Source organism: Ruegeria sp. AM7 (assembly GCF_056535965.1).
In genome coordinates this window covers 3,510,301-3,532,182 of the sequence record NZ_JBQFJE010000003.1, presented here as the reverse complement: position 1 = coordinate 3,532,182, position 21,882 = coordinate 3,510,301, and the positions used below count along the sequence as shown (strand labels likewise).

General features: G+C 57.9%; 17 protein-coding genes. 8 read left to right on the top strand and 9 right to left on the bottom strand.

Going from position 1 to position 21,882, the window contains the following annotated elements:
• Positions 1-36 precede the first annotated feature (36 nt).
• On the top strand, positions 37-1,164 hold the full coding sequence (locus ACR3EG_RS21515) for a CaiB/BaiF CoA transferase family protein (protein WP_480496611.1): 1,128 nt from the start codon (positions 37-39) through the stop codon (positions 1,162-1,164).
• A gap of 44 nt (positions 1,165-1,208) precedes the next feature.
• Here the strand turns inward: ACR3EG_RS21515 and hemE are convergent, their stop codons facing one another.
• The gene (gene hemE, locus ACR3EG_RS21510) at positions 1,209-2,243 is read right to left on the bottom strand and encodes a uroporphyrinogen decarboxylase (RefSeq protein ID WP_480496610.1); all 1,035 of its coding nucleotides are present in this window, start codon (positions 2,241-2,243) and stop codon (positions 1,209-1,211) included.
• Positions 2,244-2,349: 106 nt separating this feature from the next.
• On the opposite strand from hemE, the gene hemC reads away from it, so the two are divergent.
• Positions 2,350-3,309 carry a hydroxymethylbilane synthase gene (hemC, locus tag ACR3EG_RS21505; RefSeq protein ID WP_480496608.1) on the top strand — a complete coding sequence of 320 codons (960 nt, stop codon included), beginning with the start codon at positions 2,350-2,352 and terminating at the stop codon, positions 3,307-3,309.
• A 230-nt stretch (positions 3,310-3,539) separates the two neighbouring features.
• Here the strand turns inward: hemC and ACR3EG_RS21500 are convergent, their stop codons facing one another.
• From ACR3EG_RS21500 to ACR3EG_RS21475, 6 genes are all read right to left on the bottom strand, one after another.
• Positions 3,540-4,817 carry an aspartate aminotransferase family protein gene (locus tag ACR3EG_RS21500; protein WP_480496606.1) on the bottom strand — a complete coding sequence of 426 codons (1,278 nt, stop codon included), beginning with the start codon at positions 4,815-4,817 and terminating at the stop codon, positions 3,540-3,542.
• A gap of 1 nt (position 4,818) precedes the next feature.
• Complete coding sequence (locus ACR3EG_RS21495) at positions 4,819-5,922, bottom strand: mandelate racemase/muconate lactonizing enzyme family protein (protein ID WP_480496604.1); 1,104 nt, start codon at positions 5,920-5,922, stop codon at positions 4,819-4,821.
• A gap of 112 nt (positions 5,923-6,034) precedes the next feature.
• Positions 6,035-7,147 (bottom strand): mandelate racemase/muconate lactonizing enzyme family protein, encoded by a 1,113-nt coding sequence (locus tag ACR3EG_RS21490; protein WP_480496602.1) that lies wholly within the window; start codon positions 7,145-7,147, stop codon positions 6,035-6,037.
• On the bottom strand, positions 7,144-8,250 hold the full coding sequence (locus ACR3EG_RS21485; RefSeq protein ID WP_480496600.1) for a mandelate racemase/muconate lactonizing enzyme family protein: 1,107 nt from the start codon (positions 8,248-8,250) through the stop codon (positions 7,144-7,146). Before ACR3EG_RS21485 ends, ACR3EG_RS21490 begins: the two co-directional genes overlap by 4 nt.
• Positions 8,247-9,329 (bottom strand): alcohol dehydrogenase family protein, encoded by a 1,083-nt coding sequence (locus ACR3EG_RS21480; RefSeq protein WP_480496598.1) that lies wholly within the window; start codon positions 9,327-9,329, stop codon positions 8,247-8,249. Before ACR3EG_RS21480 ends, ACR3EG_RS21485 begins: the two co-directional genes overlap by 4 nt.
• The gene (locus ACR3EG_RS21475; RefSeq protein WP_480496596.1) at positions 9,326-11,782 is read right to left on the bottom strand and encodes an FAD-dependent oxidoreductase; all 2,457 of its coding nucleotides are present in this window, start codon (positions 11,780-11,782) and stop codon (positions 9,326-9,328) included. Before ACR3EG_RS21475 ends, ACR3EG_RS21480 begins: the two co-directional genes overlap by 4 nt.
• A gap of 68 nt (positions 11,783-11,850) precedes the next feature.
• Between ACR3EG_RS21475 and ACR3EG_RS21470 the strand changes: the two genes are divergently transcribed.
• The 3 genes from ACR3EG_RS21470 to ACR3EG_RS21460 all read left to right on the top strand — a co-directional run bounded on the left by ACR3EG_RS21470 (position 11,851) and on the right by ACR3EG_RS21460 (position 14,288).
• Complete coding sequence (locus tag ACR3EG_RS21470; protein WP_480496594.1) at positions 11,851-12,738, top strand: MurR/RpiR family transcriptional regulator; 888 nt, start codon at positions 11,851-11,853, stop codon at positions 12,736-12,738.
• Positions 12,735-13,826 (top strand): aromatic ring-hydroxylating oxygenase subunit alpha, encoded by a 1,092-nt coding sequence (locus ACR3EG_RS21465; protein WP_480496592.1) that lies wholly within the window; start codon positions 12,735-12,737, stop codon positions 13,824-13,826. The genes ACR3EG_RS21470 and ACR3EG_RS21465 overlap by 4 nt, the downstream gene beginning before the upstream one ends.
• Before the next feature lie 78 nt (positions 13,827-13,904).
• Positions 13,905-14,288, top strand: coding sequence for a carboxymuconolactone decarboxylase family protein (locus tag ACR3EG_RS21460; protein WP_480496590.1), 384 nt, complete (start codon positions 13,905-13,907; stop codon positions 14,286-14,288).
• A gap of 233 nt (positions 14,289-14,521) precedes the next feature.
• Here the strand turns inward: ACR3EG_RS21460 and ACR3EG_RS21455 are convergent, their stop codons facing one another.
• A complete protein-coding gene (locus ACR3EG_RS21455) occupies positions 14,522-16,285 on the bottom strand; it encodes a pilus assembly protein TadG-related protein (RefSeq protein ID WP_480545822.1) in 1,764 nt (587 codons plus the stop codon).
• A gap of 914 nt (positions 16,286-17,199) precedes the next feature.
• A complete protein-coding gene (locus tag ACR3EG_RS21450; protein WP_480496587.1) occupies positions 17,200-18,231 on the bottom strand; it encodes a hypothetical protein in 1,032 nt (343 codons plus the stop codon).
• 187 nt (positions 18,232-18,418) lie between these two features.
• On the opposite strand from ACR3EG_RS21450, the gene ACR3EG_RS21445 reads away from it, so the two are divergent.
• Genes ACR3EG_RS21445 through ACR3EG_RS21435 form a run of 3 tightly spaced genes read left to right on the top strand, consistent with a single transcriptional unit; the run spans position 18,419 to position 21,284 of the window.
• Positions 18,419-19,243, top strand: coding sequence for a PepSY domain-containing protein (locus ACR3EG_RS21445; protein ID WP_480947589.1), 825 nt, complete (start codon positions 18,419-18,421; stop codon positions 19,241-19,243).
• A 38-nt stretch (positions 19,244-19,281) separates the two neighbouring features.
• Complete coding sequence (locus tag ACR3EG_RS21440; protein WP_209195433.1) at positions 19,282-19,941, top strand: response regulator transcription factor; 660 nt, start codon at positions 19,282-19,284, stop codon at positions 19,939-19,941.
• Positions 19,941-21,284, top strand: a complete 1,344-nt coding sequence (locus tag ACR3EG_RS21435; protein ID WP_480498654.1) for a sensor histidine kinase — start codon at positions 19,941-19,943, stop codon at positions 21,282-21,284. Before ACR3EG_RS21440 ends, ACR3EG_RS21435 begins: the two co-directional genes overlap by 1 nt.
• Positions 21,285-21,882 lie beyond the last annotated feature (598 nt).

Genomic DNA, 21,882 nt, shown 5'->3' with positions numbered 1-21,882 from the left:
CCGAAACCCTGCGGCGATACTTACAGGAGCGGCAAAATGCTGAACGGTTTTCGGATCATCGAATTCGAAGGGCTGGGCCCCGCCCCCTTCGCCGCCATGTTGCTGGCAGATATGGGCGCAGATGTGATCACCATCCACCGCAAGGGAGGGGCAGGAACGCCCGGAATGCCCGAGCAATCGGTGCTGGATCGTGGCAAACGGTCGATTGCGTTGGATCTGAAAGACTCAGACGATCTGGACATCACCCGACGCCTGATCGCTTCTGGAGATGCACTTATCGAAGGATTCCGCCCCGGTGTCATGGAAAAGCTGGGCCTCGGCCCGGCTCCTTGCCACGCCCTGAACCCCAAACTGGTCTATGGCCGCATGACTGGTTGGGGCCAGAACAGCCCGCTGGCCAACACCGCGGGGCATGACCTGAACTACATCGCGCTGTCCGGCGCGCTCTGGTACGCGTCGCAAGCAGGTCAGCCGCCACAAACTCCCGCCACCTTGGTGGGCGACATCGGCGGTGGCGCCATGTATCTGGTGGCGGGCCTATTGGCCGGCCTGCTACATGCTCAAAAGACAGGAGAAGGCACCGTCGTCGATGCCGCCATCTACGACGGCTCGGCCCATATGATGAACCTGCTGATGAGCCTGCGGCAAACCGAAAATCTTGATGAAATCAGAGGTCAAAGCCTTCTCGACGGCCCCCATTGGAGCCGCACCTACAGCTCCGCCGACGGCGGCTTCATCACGGTGCAATGCCTGGAACCCAAATTCTACGCCAAATTCCTGCGCAAACTGAACCTGTCTGACGATCCGGATTTCCAACAGCAATACAACCGCGAACTCTGGCCAATGCTCACCAATCGCCTGACCGAGATCTTCGCCCAACACCCACGCGATCACTGGGCACACCTGTTCCATGGCACCGACGCCTGCGTCGCGCCGGTCCTCAGCCCCGAACAAGCGCTTGACCACCCCATGAACCAAAGCCGCCAAACATGGACGGCGCAAGACGGCACGCTGCAAGCCACCGCCGCCCCGCGCTTCTCAACCCATGACTGGCGCCTCAGACCCAGCCCCAAACGCGGCGAACACAGTGACGAAATCCGCGCCGAGATCGAAACACTCTCTGAATCCGCCCCTTCATCTGGCCAAAAATATCTCGGGGGATGAATTGGCCGCAGGCCAAGAAGGGGGCTGGCCCCCTTCCACCCAGCTTACCGCGCGCGCACCGTATCAATCATCAGCTGCACATTCTCAGGATCCGCATCCGGTGTGATTCCATGCCCCAGATTGAAAATATGCGGCCCCTTGGAAAACGCCTCAACAATCTGCCGTGTCTCATCCACCAAAGCCTGCCCGCCCGTCACCATATGGGACGAGGCCAAATTGCCCTGCACACAGCCATCCACCTGCACATTGGCCGCCGCCCAATCCAGCGCGACCGAATTGTCCAGCGCCACACAATCCACACCAGTCGCCTTGGCAAACCCAACATAGCCCTCACCAGCCTCGCGCGGGAATCCAATGACAGGAATTCCGGGATGACGTTCTTTGATGGCCTGAGTGATCACACGGCACGGCTCAACCGCATATTTCTGGAACGCCTCGCCCTTCAGAGACCCGGCCCAGCTGTCAAAAATCTTGACCACCTCGGCCCCGGCCTCGATCTGCGCCGAGAGGTATTCGATCGTCGCCAGCGTAATCCGATCCAGCAGGGCCTCGAACAAGGCCACATTCCCCTCGCGCAGCGCATGGGCCGGGCCTTGATCCGGCGTACCGCGTCCGGCAATCATATAAGTCGCCACCGTCCACGGTGCGCCTGCGAAACCAATCAGAGTCGTCTCGGACGGTAATTCCCGCGACAGGATGCGCACGGTTTCATAGACCGGCGACAAAGTCTCGTGAATCGCATCCACGGGTTTCAGCGCATCGAACTCGGCCTGCTGGGTGATGGTCGACAGGCGCGGGCCTTCACCGGTGACAAACCACAAATCCGCGCCCAGCGCCTGCGGCACCAACAAGATATCGGCAAACAGGATCGCCGCGTCGAACCCATAGCGACGGATCGGCTGCAACGTGACCTCAGCCGCCAGTTCGGGGTTATAACACAGCGACAAGAAATCCCCTGCCTGAGCCCGCGTCGCGCGGTATTCGGGCAGATACCGCCCGGCCTGACGCATCATCCAGATCGGCGGCACATCCTGCACTTCGCCTGCCAATGCGCGCAGTATCTTCTTTGTCTCGGCCATCTTTGCCCCCAATCATCTGGTTTGCGCCACGGGTCGGCCCTCAGTGGCAATTTGTCAAGCTCTGCCCCCATTGTCAGGGCAATGTGACGCGATTAAAGCTGTGGCCATGACATTGACCCTGCCCTCCCCCGCCCAACCTCTCAAGATCGGCACCCGAGGATCGCCTCTGGCGCTGGCACAAGCCTATGAAACCCGGCAGCGGCTGGCAGCGGCGTTCGATCTGCCCGAAGAGGCGTTCGAGATCGTGGTCATCAAGACCACCGGCGACAACCGCGCCATGATCGACGCAGACCGCCCGTTGAAAGAGATCGGCAACAAGGGTCTGTTCACCAAAGAGATCGAAGAGGCGATGCTGCGCGGCGATATCGACATCGCGGTGCATTCCACCAAGGATATGCCGGTGGAACAGCCCGCAGGCCTGGTGCTGGACACCTTCCTGCCGCGTGAAGATGTGCGCGACGCGTTCATCTCGCCCAGCCTGAAATCAATCCACGACCTTCCGCAGGGTGCCACCGTCGGCACCTCATCCCTGCGCCGCCGGGCGCAGCTGTTGAATCGTCGGCCCGACCTGAACGTAGTGGAATTCCGAGGCAACGTGCAGACGCGGCTGAAGAAACTGGCGGACGGCGTGGCCGATTGTACCTTTCTGGCCATGGCCGGTATCCGCCGCCTGAACATGGAAGACGTCCCCGCCACCGCCATTGCACCCGAGGACATGCTGCCCGCCATCGCACAAGGCACCATTGGCATCGAACGCCGCAGCGGCGATTCTCGTGCTGCGGGTATGCTGGAAGCGATTCACCACATTGAAACAGGGCAGCGTTTGGCCGCCGAACGCGCATTGCTGGCCGCGCTGGACGGTTCCTGCGAAACGCCAATAGCGGGTCTGGCTGAGATCAATGCGGATCAACTTCACCTGAGGGGCGAGGTTTTGCGCCCGGATGGGTCTGAGGCGATCACCGAAAACGTTGTAGGATCGATTGAAGACGGCGTCGAAATGGGACGCACTGTTGCTAAAACCCTGCTTGCACAGGCGGGTGCCGGATTCTTTGATTGGCGAAAATAAAAAAAATTCACGCAATGTGAACTACTTCACTGCCGTCGCCTGATGGATCAGGCATAACGCTTGCATACCGGTTGTGAAGTCGGCTCGGTCTCAAATAAGTCGAAAGTTTTGTAAGTCTGTACCGTTTTAAGTGGTGTTCGAGGGGGTGAGACCCGATCCTGAGATCCGACCAGTTAGGGCCGTTGTCATTGAATTGGCAGCGGCCCGTCCTTTTTTTGCGCAGCATGCGGTCATCTATTGGCAATCAACTCGACCGCCGTATTGACCGCTTCCCTTGTCATTTCAATATCCGTGTCAGTTACCGCCAGGGAAGGGTAGAGCTTTCCGGGCGATTTAAAGATGCCACTCGCCCGTAAGCTGTTGTTGTAATCCACGTTGCGTCGGGGGTCATCGTGCCGAGAGCTGCGATAATCGCGACACGGGGCATTGGTGAAATAGATATCAAACAGAGTTTCATCGCCACAAACCTGATGCGGGATACCGGCCGCTGTCAGCGCATCAACCTGCATCTGTTGCAACGCGGCCCCTATGGTCCTCAGACGCTCATAGGTACCTTCACGGCGTAGTATTTCCATCGTTTTCAAACCTGCGGCAGAGGCAACCGGATTGCCCGACAATGTGCCCAGTTGCATCAGCCAGCCGTCTTCGCCGACCTGTGCCTTGTCGAAATGCTTCATGATCTCGGTGCTTGCGCCCAGCGCGGCCAGAGGGAAGCCACCACCGGTAATCTTGCCCAGCGTGCAGATATCGGGCGTCACGCCGTATTTCTCTTGCGCGCCGCCATAAGCGAGGCGGAAACCGGTCACGATCTCGTCAAAGATCAGCAGGACATTGTGTTTGTCGCACAATGCGCGCAGACCTTGCAGATATCCGGGCATTGGCGGAATGATCCGTTGCAGCGGCTCGACCATAATCGCGGCGATATCGTCATGTTCATCCAGCAGAGCTGCGACGGCCTCAAGGTCATTGAACGGTGCGATCAGCATCTGCTCGGCCACGCCCGCCGGGATGCCGGCGCTGTCGGGCACCGCTTGCGGGAAGTTCACGTTGCGACTCGGGGCGAGGCTCATTTGCGCCTCGGCACTCATGCCGTGATAGCCGCCCTCGAACTTCAGGATCTTGTCGCGCCAGGTATAGGCGCGGGCCAGACGGATGGCGTACATGTCGGCCTCACCGCCCGAAGCGACAAAGCGCACCTGTTCGCAACACGGCACGGCGTCGATGATCGCCTCGGCCAGTTCGATACCTTTGGCGTTGTTGGCGAAAAAGGTCATGCCCTTGGGCAGTTGTTCCAGCACCGCCTCCATCACCTCGGGGTGGCCGTGGCCCAACAACATCGGTCCGGAGCCGATCAGATAGTCTATATATTCCGTCCCGTCCTCATCCCAGACGCGACTGCCTTCGCCACGGGCGATGATGATGCCCGGGTCGAAATTGCCAAATCCCCCGGCGGGCAATGCGGCGTTGGCGCGGGCGATCCATTCGGATTGAGTGTTGATCTTGAGCATCTCAGGCAATCTCCAATATCGGGGAACCAAGGGTTTCCAGGTCGGGCGTCACGCCCAGACCCGGGCCTTCGGGCGGGGCGATGCGACCGTCTTTGCGGCTGGGTGCATCCGGGCAGAGGCGCGGGCCCACGTATGAGGACAGATCGCAGGTGTTCATCAACGAGCCATGCGGAGTCGAAGCCGCGAAATGCAACGCGGCGGCGGTGACGATATCGGATCCCCATGTGCATTCGGCGCAGATTTCGGCCCCCAGATGCACTGTCAGATCGCGCGCGCGGCGCATGGCCGACAGACCGCCGAACTTGGACAATTTCAACGCCACCGCATCCATGCAGCCCAATTCATGTGCACGCAACAACGAGGCCAAATCATGGGCGTTTTCGTCGATCTTCATCGGCAGGCCGGTGGCTTGCCGGACGGCGGCGCAATCCTCCAGCGTTTTGCAGGGCTGTTCCAGCATCACATCCAGATGTGCCACGGCGCGGCCCGTGCGTGTGGCCTGCAGGCGCGATGCGCCGCAGTTCCAGTCCCCGTAGACGATGGGGCCCGGCCCCACTGCCTCACGCACTTTGGCCAGACGTTCGGCGTCGGCCTGCCAGTCGGCCTCAACCCCCAGCTTGACCTGAAACTGGCGAATACCGGTCTGATAGGCGGTCTGCGCGATACGGGCCATCTCATCAGGGTCTATGCAGGTGATCGAGTGATAGAGCGGCATGTCCTTACGCGTGCGCCCACCCAGCAATACATAGACCGGCTGGCCCGTGGCTTGGCCGAATAAATCCCACAGGGCAAGATCGACGGCGGATTTTGCGTAGCGATGGCCTTGTAGAAACCCGTCGAGTTTCCGCATGGGGGCATCGGCCCCGAAGGGCGACATACCCAGGATTTCCGGGGCCATTTCGGTGATCGCCGCCGGGACGCCATCGGCATAGGCGGGCAGATAGTTCGGTATCGGGCAAACCTCGCCCCAGCCTTTCAGCCCAGTATCAGTTTCAAAGCACAGGACATGGGTTTTGACAGTGGCGCAGGTTTTGCCCTCGGCCATGCGGTAGGTTTCATGGCTGGTGAGGTCGACGGACCAGAGAGTGATGGCGGTGATTTTCATTCAGGCCGTCCTTGGGGTGTTGATGTTGTGCAGTCAGAGGGGCCAGCCCCCATCTTGGCCTTCGGCCAATTCACACCCCGAGATATTTCTAGCCAGATGAAGGGGCGGATCATCACGGGGCCTCGTAGGTTGCGATTGGGAGGCCGAGGGTGTCTTCGTCGGGGTGGACGCCAAGGCCCGGGGTTTCGGGCAGGTGGAGGTGTCCGTTATTGTTGCGGGGACCGCGACCGTTGGCGATGTCGATGGTGATCATATCCTGGCAGGCCCAGACGGCATGGCAGTTCTGATCGGGGATGGTGGCGGCCAGATGCAAGGCCTCGGTATCGGCAAGAACGGTGCCTCCGGTGGCCATGACACACATGTCGATCCCGTGGGCCAGCGCAATATCGCGCATTCGGGCTGCCTTGGTCAGGCCGCCGACGCGGTTTAGCTTGATGCCAAAGACCTCGGCAAGACCGTCGCGCGCGATGCGGGTGGCGTCTTGCAGGGTGACGAGGCTTTCGTCCACTGAGACGGGTGAGGCGTGGCGACCCGAGATGGCGGCGATGTCGTCGAGGGATTCGCAGGGTTGTTCGAAGATCACCTGCAAAGGCTCGCAGGCCTTAATCACGCGCAGCGCCTGTTGGCGAGTCCAGCCCCGGTTCACGTCATAAAGAACAATCTCGCCGGGGCGGCGGAAGCTTTCAACATCTTGAACGCGGGCTATGTCGCGTTCGACGTCTCCGCCGATTTTGACCGAATGGGCGATGTAACCACGGTCGCGGTAGCGGGTCATCACCTCGCGCGTTTCTTCAGCGGTTTTGGCACCGACGGACGAGGCAATCGGGCGTGGTGTGCGGGAACCGCCACCCATCAGGTCGGCGATCGGCAGGCCCGCTGCTTGCCCGGCGATGTCCCAACAGGCCATGTCGATCGGACTTTTGGCATAGAGGTGGCCGGGCAGCGCCGTATCCATGGCGCGTTCCACATCAAGCACGCGGCGCGGATCCAGGCCCAGAATAAACGGGGCCATGGTCTCGATTCCCGCACGGATTCCAGGGCCATGGGCTGGCACATAGGTATGGCCCCAGGGCGTGCCCTCACCCCAGCCGATCAAGCCAGTATCGGTTTCAAGCTTCACCAGCGTAGCGTCCAACGTTTCGAATTTCAAACGCCCGCCAGACAGCCAATAGGGATGCTCGAGCGGCAGGTCGATTTGGTAGACGGTGATGGTTTTGATCTTCATAGCGCGTACTCTGCCACGGGCGCACCGAGGCTTTTGAAATCCGGGGTAACACCCAACCCTGGCGCATCTGGCGCGTAGAGCTTGCCGTTTCGCGACACAGCCCCGCCGCATCCGGTCGAGCGGGTGTTGTAGTTCATCAGGTCTGTGGTGTTTTGCAGGTATTCCTCGGGCGTCGAGGCGGCAAAATGGGCGACGGTGGCAGTGGTGATTTCGCCGCCCCATGTATCCTCGGACACCACGGGAATACGATTTTCAATCAGATAGTCACGCACCCGTCGTGCCTTGCTGAGCCCGCCGAGATTGGAAAGCTTCAGGCAGCAGATCTCGGCCCCCTGATCCGCGACGATCCGCTGCGCCATGTGCATTCCGGTCAGGCATTCGTCCAGCTTCATCGGCTGTTCGGCCACGCGGCGGACCTGTTGGCATTCCTCATACGTTCTGCAGGGTTGTTCGAGGATAAAGTCCAGGTCGCGCGTCGCCCGAGCCACCCGGATCGCGTCATCCACGCGCCAGCCCTGATTGGCGTCGGCCATGGCGGTCTCACCCGGTTGCAGCAAAGGGACCGTGGCCCTGATGCGGTCGATATCCGTGGCCCAATCTGCGCCTACCTTGATCTGGAACTGGCGGTAGCCCTGATCACGATAGGTGTTCATCTCGGCCACGGTCTCATCCACCGCCTTCTGCGGCGCGACCCGATACATCGGAGCACCATCGGTCAGTTTACCACCCAGCAACATCCAGACGGGCTGCGTGCAGGCTTGACCCAGAATATCCCAGCACGCCGCATCGAACGGCGCTTTGGCGTATCCGTGGCCCTGCACCAGATGATCCATCAGCTGTTCGATCCGCCCAACCTGCCGCGGGTCCTCACCCAGTAACTTGGGGGCGACGAGAGCGGCCAAGGCAGGAACGCCCTGAGAATGCGCAACCATGTAATTCTCGCCACAGGGCGTGAATTCTCCACAGCCCTGTAGCCCGGCATCGGTGTCGATCACCACAACCGAGGCGATGGCCGTCTCAATCGCGTTGCCCGCACCCCAAACATAGGCCCCGCCGACATAGGGCAGCCCGGTCTGATAGATACGGATTCGAGTGATTTTCACGGGATCACCACGATATTGCCAGTGTGTTGTTTCGCGATGAAAGCGGCCTGCGCCTCGCGCAGTTCCTCAAGCGGATAGGTCGCGGCGAGGGCGGGTTTGATCTCACCCGCCTCGATATATTTGACGAGGTTCTGCATCACCTGCGGGTCGATGACGGTCGAGCCGGTGAAGGTCAGGTCACGCAGATAGAAGGTGCGCAGGTCGAAATTCACCATGGGGCCCGCTATGGCTCCGGAACAGGTATAGCGTCCGCCGCGTTCGAGGATGTCGATCAGGGTCGGCCAATAGGGACCGCCGACCACATCTGCGACCACTGTGATCTTTTCGTTGCCCAACGCGGCGCGCAGATTGTCGGGCCCACGCGGCAGGATCATGTCAGGACCAAGCTCAGCAACATCGTCATGTTTCGCCTCGGACGCCATCGCGACTACCCGCGCGCCACGCCGTTTGGCCAGTTGCACCAAGGCGCCGCCGACACCGCCCGAGGCTCCGGGCACCAGAACCGTGTCTTTCTCGGTGACATTGGCGCGGGTCAGCATCCCTTCGGCGGTTGAGTAGGAACAGGAAAACGTCGCCAATTCCGCATCCGACAGATCGGAGATAATCGGCACCGCATTCACGGCCAGAGTGGTGGCGTATTCGGCAAACCCTCCGTCCCGTTCCGAGCCGTAGTATCCGGTTTTATCCTTGTTGCCGGGATCATCCGGGTCCCGCAACCAGCCGTCGGTGATTACGCGCTGACCGATGCGGGCGGGATCGACGCCCGCGCCCACGGCAACGATATGGCCACAGATATCCGCCCCCTGGATGCGCGGAAAGGTGATCGGGTTGCCGCCCCAGGTGGGGTCTTCCTCACCCACCTCATCAAACGCGCCGCCGGTTGTCGCGTCTGTGACTGTCTTAGAATACCAGCCCGACCGCGTGTTGACGTCCGTGTTGTTCAGACCGCAGGCGGCGACCTTGATCAACACTTCCTGAGCCGCAGGTTCGGGGCGAGGCCAGTCCGGGTGAAGCACCATCTGCTCCAACCCGCCATGGCCCATCGTGACCATGGCTCTCATTGTATCAGGCAGGGTCATTGCGCGGCTTCCAGCACAGCATCCGTGCGCGGCAGCAGGCTTTGCGGGTCATAGGCCGGCTCACCCAAAACGCGGGCCGTGCGGGGTTGACCGTGGATCACGACTTGCAGGGCCGTGCCGGGCGTGGCGGCCTCGGGCTTGATATAGGCAAAGGCGAGGATCTTGCCGACGGTATGCCCGTAGACCACCGAGGCGGTCGAGCCGACCACGCGACCATTCAGCATCACTGCCTCACCGCCATGGCCGTCAATCTCGCCATCCTGTTCGATTTCCAGATAAGCGCAAATCCACGGAAGGTCGGTGTTCAGGGTCTTGTCCTTGCCCAGATAGTCCTTATCGGTGCGGGCAAAACGCAGCACGTCCGCCTCGGCCAACGTGACCTCATTGGTCAACTCGCCCGCGCCTTTGAAGCCTTTCTCCATCCGCATCACGTTCATGGCGAAGCTGCCGTAGTCGGTGATGCCATGCGGCTCTCCGGCCGCCCAAAGCGCGGTGTAGACATCCAGACAGGCGGCATTGGGCATATGTAATTCCCAGCCCAGTTCACCGGCATAAGACATGCGAAAGGCCCAGATTTTATGGCCTGCGATTGTGATTTCCTGCGCGGACAACCAGCGGAACCCGGCATTGGTCAAATCGGCATCGGTGCAGCGCGCCAGTACGTCCCGCGACCGGGGTCCGTTCAGTGACAAGGCCGACCAGTCGGACGAGAGGGCGGCAATCTGAACATCCTCCTCTGCCCGCTGTTGCGTCAGGTGATCCAGCAGGCGTTGCTCGAAGAACGCCGCACAGACCAGATAGAACCGGTCTTCGGCCATACGAACGATGGTTGTCTCCAACTCGATCCGGCCCCGGCGGTTCAGCATATGGGTCAGGGTGATCGAGCCGACCTTTTGTGGCATCCGATTGGCGGTTAGCCGATCCAGCAGGGTGTAGGCATCCGGTCCCGAAACCTCGACCTTGGTAAAGGCCGTCACATCCATGATGCCCACGCGTTCGCGCACCGCCTTGACCTCGGCGGCCACCATGTCGTCGGCTGGGGTGCGGCGGAAGGAATAGTGGTCACGCTGTTCCACCCCATCGCGGGCGAACCAACGGGGGCGCTCGAACCCATAAACCTCCTCATGCACCGCGCCCTTGGATTTCAACAACTCATACAGGGGCGATGGCTTGATCGGGCGCCCCGCCAACCGGTTGAAATGCGGAAAGGGGATTTCGTGGCGCAGGCAGTAGTCTTCCTCGGCCTTGATCACCTGCCAGTCCTTGGTGGCATAGCTGCCGAACCGGCGCGGATCGAATTCGCGCATCGAGATATCGGCGGCCCCATGCACCATCCAGCGCGCCAGCTCACGCGTCAGGCCCGGCCCCCAGCCAATGCCGATCTGCGTGCCGCAGCAGCACCAATAATTCCGCACACCCGGCGCGGGTCCGATCAGGGGGTTGCCATCGGGCGGATGCGAGATCGCGCCATGCACGTCGCGTTGAATGCCCAGTTCGGCAAAGATCGGCATCCGGTTCAGGCTTTCCTCCAGCCACGGCATTACCCGGTCGTAATCCGCATCGAACAGCCAGTTTTCATATTCCCACGGGCAATGGTCATGCCAGACCGAGTTCGGGTTTTCCTTCTCGTAAATCCCGATCAGCCCGCGCTGTTGCTCCATCCGGATATAACCCGAGACCTTGCGGTCATCGCGGATCACCGGCAGTTCTTTGTCCAGATTCTGGAACTCAGGCACCGGCTCGGTCACGAAGTAATGGTGCGTCATCGAGGTCATGGGCAATTGCAGCCCCGACCATTCGCCCATCTGGCGCGCATAGGTGCCACCTGCGTTCACCACATGCTCGCAGGTTATAGTGCCCATCTCGGTTTCGACCACCCACTCGCCATTTTCGGCCTGCGTGATGTTCGTCGCGCGGCAGTTGCGGAAGATTTGCACCCCCTTCTGACGCGCGCCCGTTGCCATCGCCATGGTCACGTTGGTCGGGTCCACATGGCCGTCGTCGGGTGTATGCAGCGCGCCCAACACGCCTTCAAGATTATAGAACGGGTGCAGCGCGGCTACTTTTTCGGGGCCAACAAGCTCGATATTGAACCCCAGCGACCGCCCCACCGACAGGGTATGGCGCAGCCAGTCCATCTCATCCTCGGTATAGGCCAGACGGAACGAGCCGCAGCCATGCCATGTCACCGGCTGGCCGGTTTCGGCCTCCAACTGGCCGGAATAGAGACCAATATTGTAGTCCACGCATTTGCCCAGCCCAAAGCTTGAGGTCGAATGCGTGATCTGACCCGCCGCGTGCCACGTGCTGCCGCTGGTCAGTTCCGCCTTTTCCAGTAGGACGGTATCCTCGCCCCACCCTTCATGCGCCAGATGATAGGCCAGACCGACCCCCATGACGCCGCCTCCGACAATGACCACGCGGGCGTGGGTGGGCAATTTCTTCTCGGACATGACATTTCCTCTTCCCGAGTCGCTTTTCTGCTCGACAGGCTAATTCCACATTTGTACCATCGTCAATCATGAATGACACAAATGTATCATCAATCGTTCTCGACCGCCTTACGGAGGAATGGGAGGCCCTGACGCCCGAGGCGCAAAAGGCCGCACGCTATGTGCTGGAAAACCCCACGGATGTTGGGGTCTCGACCGTGCGCGAAATCGCCGAAGCCGCCAAGGTCAAGCCCAACACGTTTGTCCGCATGGCGCGGCAGGTGGGGTTCGAAGGGTACGAGGATTTCCGCGCCCCGTTCCGCGATGCGATTCGGCGCGGGAATGTCTCGTTTCCTGATCGGGCCAAGTGGCTGCAAGAAATCGGCAAGTCCGGAGAGCTGGGCGGCCTGTACGCGGATATGATCGGTGCAACAATACGCAATATCGAAGAGACCTTTGCCGGAATCGACGCGACACGCCTGAAAGCGGCGGCCGATGATATCTGGAATTGCCGTCAGATTTTCACGCTTGGCGTCGGCGTAAATAACGCCAATGCAAGGAATTTCACCTATCTCGCCTCGACGGGGATGAAGCAATTCCACGCCATACCGCGCCCGGGATCGACGCCAGTGGATGATCTGGCCTGGGCTGACGACCAAGACGTCCTGATCGCGATGACCTGCCACCCCTATCGCACTGAAGTCATCGAGGCCGTCAAACTAGCCCGCGAACAAGGGGTGACCGTGGTCAGTATATCCGACAGCCCCGCCAGCCCGGTGATCCTTAATGCGCATCATGGCTTTGTCATTGCTGCCGACACACCGCAATTTTTCCCGTCCTCTGTCTCGACCATCGCGCTGCTGGAGACGTTGCTGTCCTTCGTGATCGCCGTCTCCAGCGACGAAATCGTCGAGCGGGTGGAGCGGTTTCATCAACGCAGACACCAACTTGGCCTCTACGCGGAGGAGCCCGAATGAACGCACCCCTGACCCATTCACTGGACGCGCGATACTATACTGACCCCGCGATTTTCGCGCAGGAGATGCAGGGCCTTCTGGCCCGAACCTGGCAATTTGCCGGCCACGTGGCGCAGGTGCGCGAACCGGGTGACTACTTCGCGTTCGAAATCGCGGGCCAGAACCTCTTCTGCATTCGCGGTCGCGACGGGGAAATCCGCACATTCTACAATGTCTGCCAGCACCGCGCGCATGAAATGGTCAGTGGCGCGGGCAACACCCGCGTGGTCGTCTGCCCCTATCACTCCTGGACCTATGAATTGACGGGCCATTTGCGGGCCGGACCGAATATCAAATCCGTGCCAGGTTTCGACCGCAGCGCGATCTGCCTGACCTCGGTCCGGACAGAAGTGTTCAACGGCTTCATCTTCGTCAATCTCGACGATGATGCAGCCCCAATGGACGACTGGTATCCCGGCGTGCGCGAGGAAATCCGTGCGTTTGTGCCGCATATCGACGACCTGGAACCGCTGGAATGGGTGGAAATCCCAGAAAACTGCAACTGGAAGGTCAGTATCGAGAATTACTCGGAATGCTATCACTGCCCGACCAACCACCCGACTTTTGCCGAAGGCGTCGTCAAGCCCGAGACCTATGACATTCAGCCCGACGCCAGCGGCGGCTATGTCCTGCGCCATACGACGGAATGCCAGAGCCTCGACAAGATGACCTATCCGATCGACATGTCCGTGCCTCACGCGGGCGACTACCAGTCGTGGTTCCTGTGGCCGATGTTCTCGTTCCAGTGCTATCCGGGTAACGTACTGAACACTTATCACTGGCGCGCGAATGACGCCGATCACTGCACCGTCTGGCGCGGCTGGTACACCGAGGACGGATCGGAAAGCGCCGTCATCCGCCAACTGGCCGTGCAAGACCGCGAGACAACGGTCGAAGAGGATATCCGTCTGGTCGAATCCGTCCACCGCGGCCTGAAATCCCGCGGCTATCGCCCCGGACCGCTGGTGCTGGATCCCGGCTGTGGGGTTATGTCCGAACATTCAATCGCACGGTTGCAACAATGGATGCGCGACGCCATTGATGGCTGACCTGCCTAAAGGCTAGGAAAATACGTCGAATTTTCTTAGCCCGGCGCTTAGCGTACAAACAAAACTTCAGAGGTGAAAATGTCAGACCTATTCAACGAAGACCTGTTCCTGAAAGGCCTGGAACAACGCAAAAACGCTCTTGGCGCGGAATATGTCGAAAAGAACCTCGCGGCGGCTGACGACTTCACCCGCCCATTCCAAGAAGCAATGACAGCATGGTGCTGGGGCTTTGGGTGGGGTGATGATGTCATCGACGCCAAGACACGGTCGATGATGAACCTGTCGATGATCGGCGCCCTGGGTAAAATGCATGAGTGGGAAATTCACTGCAAAGGCGCGATCAACAACGGTGTTTCACCAGAAGAGATCCGCGCCATCATCCATGTCATCGGTATCTATTGCGGCGTTCCACAGGCTCTGGAATGTTTCCGCGTCGCCCGTAAAGTTTTGGGCTATTCCTGAACGACCCCATCCAGCGCCTCACGCTTCGAAATTCAGCACCGTACGCACGTACTGGATGTGCCGAATTCTGGTTTGCCTTGCGCCAGCTTTAAGCGCGCAGTGATTTGGGACTGCGACAAAGCCCCAACCGCCATACTGCTGGGCTAAAGCAAAAAAAATCGCCCGGCCCTTTCGGAACCGAGCGGTAGAGGGAAAACGAAAAGGAGCACATCACGTGTGCTCCTTTTGCATGGTTACTGGATCAGCCGCAGCTTCTGGATGGAACCGGCAATCGACACAAACGAGTCGATGATCTCTTCGCCGGTAACCTCGTAGTAGTGCGAAGGCGACGAGGCGCATGCCTTGACCTCGGCCGCCGCCTGATCTGAAGTTTCAAACGCAACCGCATAGATGATCACGTTGTTCGCCTTGGCCAGCTCACACTGCTGTTTGAACAGCTGCAAGTTGGTCACCTGTGACGATGTAATGGTCGTGTCTTCGGACGGGCGCGAGACCAGCTCGGTCAGACCGTTTTCTTCTTCCATTTCATCAGCGGGGCGAACCTGCGGGCTGGTCCGGCCATCGGTCATGATGACGATGTATTTCGACGTGTCCTCATGATCCCAGTTTAGGGGACGATTCGCGAATTCAGCCGGAACCTCACCCATGGTGCTGAGATAGGCAAAGGCATCGCGCGAGGACGGATCAAGCAGAGCCAGCGCATATTTCAGGCTGTAATTGGTGCCAGTGCCGTCGAACAGACGCAGGTTGTCAATAAAGCTGTGCAGAGTGACCTCGTCGTTCTGAGCGTATTTGATGCTCATCTCGTCATCCGGGCACCAACCCCAGTTCTGCGTGGTCTCGTCATAGTCCCAATTCACGAAATACGGCACCTGCTCGGTCGAGCCGGATGGCAGTTGTGATGTCATGAAATCGGAGTAAGACAATTCCAGGCAAGAGGATTCGTTGTTCGGAATGGTTCCTACATAGTTGTGGAAGTCCGAGTACTGAAGTTCGATATCCACCTGATTGAATTTTGTCGAACTGGTTTCTTCAGCGCCTGTGATGCTGAAATACGTAGTTTGCTGCCGCCCACCCTTGATCGAAGCGCCAACCAGTTCGGCAGTATCGGGCAACTCGTTCGAGTTCTTTACGATGAAGTCACGAACGTAGTGGTAATAGGTATCTACATCGTCCTTGTTGAACAGATCGGTTTCGTTGTCAGGAAAGCTGTCAATCTTGACCGAGAAATCCGGGTTATTGTTACCATCGGTATCGAACCAGAACACAACGTTGGAAATGTCCTGCTTCCATTCCGGGAAATAGTTTTCTTCGGTTGTCGTCCCAAAGCGTTCACCGCCAAGATATTCAAACATCGTTTCGCCAGGATTCGTTTGACCCGCGAAAGGAATGACGCTGATCGAAGTCTGTTTGTCCGCCTTGGTCCCCGTTGTGGGGTCTTCATTTCGGCTAAGACTTTTGGTGATGAACGCCTTGGCGGCAGCTTGCATCAAGTCGACACGGTTGTTGCTGCCCATACTGCCCGAAATATCCAGCACCAATGAGATCTCGGTATGGGGCGCAGCTTCATTGGCCGCGGCTCCGATACCCAAAGGAATAGAGTCGATACCACTCAGGCGCATGAATTTTGTATCGTATTCTGCCCCGATCGCTGCGGCGACCGTCCGGTCCTGAAACGCCTCTTGAACAGCTACTGAGCTTTGGTACTCCGACAGCCCCTGCGCCGCCAGATGCGCATTAACCACTTCCTCTGGTGGCAGTGTCTGCTCGAGGTTGGCGGCGGCAAGCACCGCATTGTCAAGAACCCACTGTAGCTTAACGCGGTCGCGCTCATAGTTGGCGACATCAACTGCGATTCCCGTAGCGGCCAGCAACATGAGAAAGACGAAAAGCGCAAAAATCGTCAAAGCGCCATCTTCGCCAGTGGCGAAACGTCCCTTTTTAGAAGGACCACTTAAAATTGAGTTCAGTTGTCTTCGAGTCCGAATTCTGGGCATTTGAATCTCCGGGGCAACGTAAATTTTTTTCACCATTGCCTGAGATTTTGTCCCCAATTTGCCACAAATCGGGTGTTTAGATTACAATAAATGAATGTGAAATGAACTGAAAATTAACGAAGATTTCCTGCAGAAAAAGGTTCTAAATAGTCGTTCAATAACAAGAATTTAAATGAATTCACACTGCATTGAGAATCCCCCTGATCGGTTCATTTTCAATTCACACTCTGGAAAAAAAGCTCGAAGATTGCGAACTTTGGGGCGGGCTGGAACAATTGGACTATTCCCGGGAGCCAAAGCCTATTTGCCAATGCTGGGAACGGCTGCGTCGATTCGGCGAATTATAGTGGAGTTGTTCTCATTTCAGCGACAACTTTAACAGAAGTTGAATAATGTATTCGCACTTCATTCAATCAGATTTTGGCACAATTCATATTAATTGAATCTGCACACCTTGATCACCCCGATATTCTGCAAAGGGAATAACATGACAAAGTCTGCCATATTGATTGCAACACCATGGTCTTCGGTCGAGCGATACACATTTAAGTCGGTCAGGTGCAACAGCAGCCCTGCGGTGGGAATGCGAGGTCGTGAACGTTTTCCTCCGATCAACATTACGCTTGCGGGCATCGTCAGAGAAATGCGGTTTCAGGAAGAAAATAAACCCGCCGCGCCCAAGTGATTTCGAACCAACATTCTGGCGCTGCTCGCCCCCAAAAAAGGGAAAAGCCCGCTCATAATAAGAGCGGGCTCTAATTCGCGCCTAGAGTGAGTACGGGTGCGCGATCCTTTTCGTCTTCAGTTCAAATCCATTAGTCGATTACCGGGCCAGCCAATGTTTTGTAGGTGGATGATAAAGGCTGGCCCGGCTCTCGTTGCCTCCGTGAGATTCAGGGCAATGAGATCATGTCTTATTCGAGCCCGAGCATGGCTCGCACCGTCGCCTCCACTTCGTCGGTTACAGGTTTGTTCGCTGCATCTTCAAGCGCCTCACGCTCCAGGTCTGGCTGCTGTTCAACCTGCTCAGTTAGATCTTCAACTTCTGCAACCGCATCGTTGTAGTCGACAGCATCCTGCAACTCATCCGCAATTTCCTGCTCCTCGTTTATGGCTTCCGCAAGCTCTGCTTCTGCAATGCCCAACGCCTCTTCGATTGCTTCATCCTCACCACCGGCATCCGCCAGGTCTTGTTCCAGACCGTCGACAACCTCTTGTTTCTCGTCGACATTTTGCTGCGCTTCATCAAGCGCATCTTCGATCTCATCGGTTGTACGATCGGGCTGTTCCAGGCCCGCAAGCGTTTCGATCGCTTCTTCCAGATCCTCTTCGAGGGCAAAACCGGCCAGCACGGTATCACGATAGATTGCGATCCGGCCGACACGGGAATTCGGAGAGGCATTCAACAACGCTGTCGGGCTGGCATTGGCCGCATTCAAGGCACCAAGTTCAGAAGGATGGGCCTGAAGAAGCTCGGACGCTTTGACCTTTTTGCTGCGGCCCTGTGGCCGAACAGATGTTGTCACTTCGGTCACCGCATCTTTCTGCCGAGAGCCAGAGGATACGGAACGGCTGGACTTGGACGATTTCTTGGACGACTTATTGCCTTGGAAAAAATCCTTCAAAGAGAAGCCTTTTCCCCCAAGCGACTTACTTCCCGACCCTGCGGTTTTCTTACCGCTACGGTTGAGTCCCCCTTTACCCTTTGCGCCATCATTTTTGCCTGCGCCTTGGCCGCCATTCCCTTTGCCGCTGTTACCTTTTTCTCCACCGTTACCGCCGCCATTGCCTTTACCGCCACCGTTGCCCCCGCCATTGCCTTGCCCCCCTTTGGCAAAGGCGGGTTCAGGCACCGCGACCGTCATAACAACAGCAGCAGAGCCAACTAAGGCCACGGCAACAGCAGAAGCTTTCAGGAGGTTTGTCGTCTTGATCTTCATGTTCATTTACTTTGGCCCTCGCGGATCGAAATATTCCGAACGACAGCCCCCACTTAGTCGCCAGAGGCAGAATCACCCCTTTGATTGCATTTGACATGATGCACACTGAACACACGAAAAACTGTTTGTTCATCACTAGTTCACATAGAATTAATTAATCTTTAGGGTGATCTACGCAAAGACAGTGACCGTGATGTTAAAGCTTGTAGCAGTAACGCTTTTTGCAACCCTTCTCATGACTGGTGAGGGGTTTGCTGACGCGCGCGAACTTAAGCAATCCGAGTTACGCCAGGCGACAAAGACTGGCAGTGCAATTCGGTTGAAAAGAGTAATTCGCGGTGTTGAAAAAGTGTTTGGCGGCACTCCTGTGGACGCACGCGCGTTTCAGACGGACAGGGTCTACTACCGGATTCTGGTCAAAAAACCTAACGGCAGCATTATAAGTGTTATTGTTGATGCCCAGACCGGCGTTGTCGTGTCGAATCGATCTAGTGTTGGTCGGCAAATACGCGAAGCGGCTCAGGCGAATACCGGCAAATCGGCCAATTCTAAAAGCCAAGCTGGAATCCGGGCCAACAGCGGGAACAACAATGCCGGTGGAAACGGCAAAGGCAACTCCGGTGGTAATGGTAATTCCGGTGGTAACGGCAACTCCGGCGGTGGCAACTCCGGTGGTAATGGTAATGGCAATTCCGGCGGCGGTAACTCCGGTGGTGGCAACAGCGGCGGTGGTAACTCCGGCGGCGGCAACAGCGGCGGTGGTAACTCCGGCGGCGGCAACAGCGGCGGTGGTAACTCCGGCGGCGGCAACAGCGGCGGTGGTAACTCCGGCGGCGGCAACAGCGGCGGTGGTAACTCCGGCGGCGGCAACAGCGGCGGTGGTAACTCCGGCGGCGGCAACAGCGGCGGTGGTAACTCCGGCGGCGGCAACAGCGGCGGTGGTAACTCCGGCGGCGGCAACAGCGGCGGTGGTAACTCCGGCGGCAACGGCAACGGAAATGGCGGACGCGAAAGATAACCGATGAACATTTCGCCGAAGCATTGTAGTTTTCACCTATGAGAGTATTGCTTGCAGAGGATGAGCCGCATCTTTGCGCTCAGGTCAAAAAACTTCTGAACGCCGAAGGCCGGGTTGTGGACGTAGCGCACAATGGGCTTGAGGCGCTTCATCTTGGATCAACTGAACCGTACGACGTGATCGTTTTGGACGTCGGTCTGCCGGAACGGGACGGTATCTCGGTTTTGCGGGAATGGCGCGCGAACGGCGTCAAGACCCCGGTGCTGATCCTTACTGCACGGGATGGCTGGAGCGAACGGGTCGACGGTCTGGATGCTGGCGCCGACGACTACATGACCAAACCCTTCCATATGCCCGAGCTGGCAGCCAGGGTGCGTGCGATCCTGCGGCGACAAAGCGGGCAGCTTAATCCCCTGATCGAGATGGGGGGTGTGTCACTGGATACCAAAAACGGACGAGTAACCGCGAAAGATGTTCCGGTTGATCTGACTGCACAGGAAATTGCTGTGCTGACCTATCTGGCGCATAACCGGGGCCGTCTGATCTCGCGCACCGAACTTTCCGAGCATATTTACGAATATGATGGTGATCGGGATTCGAATACGATCGCTGTCTTCATCACACGTCTTCGAAAAAAGCTGGGTCCCGAACTGATCAAAACCGTACGCGGGCGCGGCTATATGATCGACAGCGCCTGATGCTGTCACTACGGGAACGAGCCCTGCTGGGCGGCGTTGCCACGGGTGCCATCTCGGTTGCGGTGGGCACTTTGGCAGTTTTATCCTACATCAACTCAAGGGTCTCGGATCAATTTGACTCCAATCTGCGTGACCGCCACACGCAGCTCGTTGTCGGGCTAAGTGTAACGACAGACAACCCGGATGCATTGCAGGATCTGATGTTCGATCCGGCCTATGGCACACCTTATTCAGGACGGTATTGGCAGGTGACCAACAGAAGGGATGAGGTTTTCACCTCGGCTTCTCTGTTCGATGAAACCATCGCGGAACCTGTCGTTGCCACGGCGTCTGCAACCTTCTGGAACACAACCGGCCCTGAAGGTGAGGCTCTGCGCAGTATCTATCAGGAGATCTCGTACGAGGACGGAACCGTATGGGGCGTCAGTGTAGCCGAGAGTCGCGACGAGCTCATTGCCGAACGTCGGGCCGCACAGCGCAGCCTGCTGCCGGTGTTTACTCTGGTGGGCCTGATTGGGGTCGCCGGATCTTTGCTTTTGATGTCTGCGATCATGGGTCCTCTTCGCAAACTTCGCACAGATGTTGCACATCGCTGGGACACGGATGAGGGGCTCAAGCCTGACGACTATCCTGATGAGGTGTCGCCATTGGTCGACGACCTCAACAAACTTTCAAGGCGTAATCGGGATATTGTATCAGGGTCGCGTCGACAAACTGCCGACCTCGCGCATGCGCTCAAGACGCCGACAGCGATCCTTCGCAATGAATTGAGCAGCCTTGCTGAACATGGCGCCACGATCGACACCGCGCAGGAAGCACTGGACAGGATAGACGCTCAACTCAGTCGTTCATTGGCACGAATGAGGGCTATGAACACAGCCGAACTTAGCCATTCGCGCGCAGATCTGTCCAATTCAGTGGACCGGCTGTCACGCCTGTTTTCTCGCATGGCCGAACGTGACGGCAAAGAGCTCGAAGTCATCCGACAAAAAAACCTTTGGGTACGGATGGATCCCCAGGACATCGAGGAAGTCTTGGGTAATTTGATGGACAACGCTGTCAAATGGTGTCGTCAAACTGTGCGTGTTTCGGCGATGGCCAAAAGGAACAGTATTGAAATTCATATCGAAGACGACGGACCGGGTATCCCCGAGGATGACCGACGCGAAGCTCTTCGATCAGGCGGGCGACTAGACACCTCTGTCGCTGGAACGGGACTGGGGTTGGCGATTGCGGTCGATTTGCTCAATGCATACGGAGCCAAGCTGGATCTGGGCAGATCAAAGGTGCTGGGCGGGTTGGAATGTCGCGTTGTGATCAACTCGATCCACAAGAAACCATAAAAATAGGCAGAAGAGCACACACATTCTGTGTTGATGGCGGAGGCGAAGACAGCCATTTTGTCGACGCATCGGATGTCAATTAATGCCACAACCTATTGATAATAAATATATTTCATGAATTTTCCGCTACAACCCATTGCACCTTGTCGCAACTGCTATCAGTACGTTTGGCAGGTAAGTTGAGGGGTATGTATGCCAAAAGTAGCGAAAGAACTGTCTGCGCTTGATGTGAAGAGATTGAAGCATCTGGGCAGCGCCGGAAACTCCACTGTCGCAGTGGGAGGAGTGTCAGGCCTCTTGATGCAAATCACCCCCAATGGCGGACGTACATGGCTTCTACGTGTATCTGTAGCAGGTAAAAGACGAGAAATTGGCTTAGGCGGCCAGCTCAATCTTGTTCAGTCGACCTAGGGTCATGCACCTTGATACGCTGGCTAATCTGTAGAGGCGCAGAAGGAAGAAACTACCTGAGTGTCTTCAACCGGCCCAGAGCCGACATGTCACCGCCCCCACTCATGCAGCAGCGCAGCCAGTCAGACCGGACTTTCGCGGCAGCTCCGAAATCTGGGGTTCGTTAAAGTGGATGTCTGCAAAAAAA